Source organism: Nonomuraea basaltis (assembly GCF_005893125.1).
Taxonomy (GTDB): Bacteria; Actinomycetota; Actinomycetes; order Streptosporangiales; family Streptosporangiaceae; genus Nonomuraea; species Nonomuraea basaltis.
The window spans coordinates 1-1,294 of the sequence record NZ_VCJS01000567.1 but is presented as its reverse complement, the minus strand read 5'-3'; the positions used below and the strand labels follow the sequence as shown (position 1 = coordinate 1,294).

Annotated in this window: 3 protein-coding genes; 1 reads left to right on the top strand and 2 read right to left on the bottom strand. The window is 69.3% G+C overall.

The window, feature by feature from the left end; translation table 11 throughout:
* On the top strand, positions 1-522 hold a 522-nt coding region (locus EJK15_RS69405), incomplete at its 5' end, for a helix-turn-helix transcriptional regulator (protein ID WP_138720940.1).
* Between the two features lie 109 nt (positions 523-631).
* Here the strand turns inward: EJK15_RS69405 and EJK15_RS72470 are convergent.
* A complete protein-coding gene (locus EJK15_RS72470) occupies positions 632-769 on the bottom strand; it encodes a hypothetical protein (RefSeq protein WP_171075443.1) in 138 nt (45 codons plus the stop codon).
* 189 nt (positions 770-958) lie between these two features.
* Positions 959-1,090 (bottom strand): hypothetical protein, encoded by a 132-nt coding sequence (locus EJK15_RS77060; RefSeq protein ID WP_276615634.1) that lies wholly within the window; start codon positions 1,088-1,090, stop codon positions 959-961.
* Between the last annotated feature and the right edge of the window lie 204 nt (positions 1,091-1,294).

Sequence of the window (1,294 nt, the reverse complement as noted above, 5' to 3'; positions counted from 1 at the left end):
GGGTGTAGGAGCGGCCGCGACACCCGCGTCCGCTCCTACACCCTCGACCCCTACGGCCTGGTCAACAAGGCCGGCGTCTGGTACCTCGTCGCCGACCACCGCGGCGAGCCCGCACTCTTCCGGACCGACCGGGCCCTATCGGCCGGCATCCTCGACGAGCCTGTCCGGCGCCGCGACGGACTGGAACTGGCCGACGTCTGGGACGGCCTGCGCCGCCACATCGACGACATCCCCGCCCCACTGGCCGTCACGGTCAGCGTCCACCGGAAGATCCTGGCCAAATTCCTGCGCATCCACGAAGCCGACCTGGCCGGGCCTCCTCCCACCGATCTCCCGCCCGACACGGACGGCCAACCGGAGCGGGTGCACGTCGAACTGCGCTTCCGCTCCCTGACCGCAGCCGAAGCACTGCTGGCCTTCGGCACCGACGCCGAAGTCCTCGCCCCAGACGAACTCCGCCAGTCCCTGGCCCGCAAGGCAGCCGAAACCGCCGCCCTCTACGCCACCGGCCAACCCGGCTGACAGACAACGGACGGCCACCACATTGGCCACCTCGCTGAACCGAGACCGTCCGGCTTCCGTTTGAGGGGCAATGATCCGCCACACGGCAGGAGGCTTCGATGATCGGGTATCAGCGGATGGCGGGGGCGTGCATGCTCGTGCTGGTCACCAGCGCCTGCGCGACGCCCGCGGCGGACGCGAACTCGGCGAACTCCGGAACAACCCGCCAAGTGGTGCGCAGTGCCCCCGGCAGTGCACCTGCGCCCACCGGCGATCCGGGGCACGGCAGGCCCGCGCCGATGGGAACGCTCGACGGAAAGCTCGTCGTGATGGGCGGCCCCGCCCCCGGCAGCGCACGCCCCGCCGACGGATCGGTCTCCATCCTCAGCGGAACCGAGTTGGTAACCGTCGTGGTAGTGCACGACGGCACCTTCACCCCACAACTGCCACCGGGCCGCTACACCCTGACCGCCGAGCACGGCGGCGCCCCCTGCACCTCAGCGGAGGTCACCATCTCCGCGAACAGCCCGCCGTCCTCGCGGCAGCTCCGGGCGGTGGCGGCGACCGGAGCGACGCTGAACTCGAACATGGCACCGTCTGCAGTCGAGACGAGGAGCGTTGTCCGGTTGAATCCTTCACTTTCACCAAGGAGGGCTCCCTCCAGTCACCCAGAGAGGCTTCGCCTCGGACCGCCGAGATTGATGGTTCCGCTCGCACGAAGACGACCGTCGGTTCATCCTCAGGAGCAGGAAACGGGTGCTGAGGGTGATCGCTATGACACGTTCGGATACGG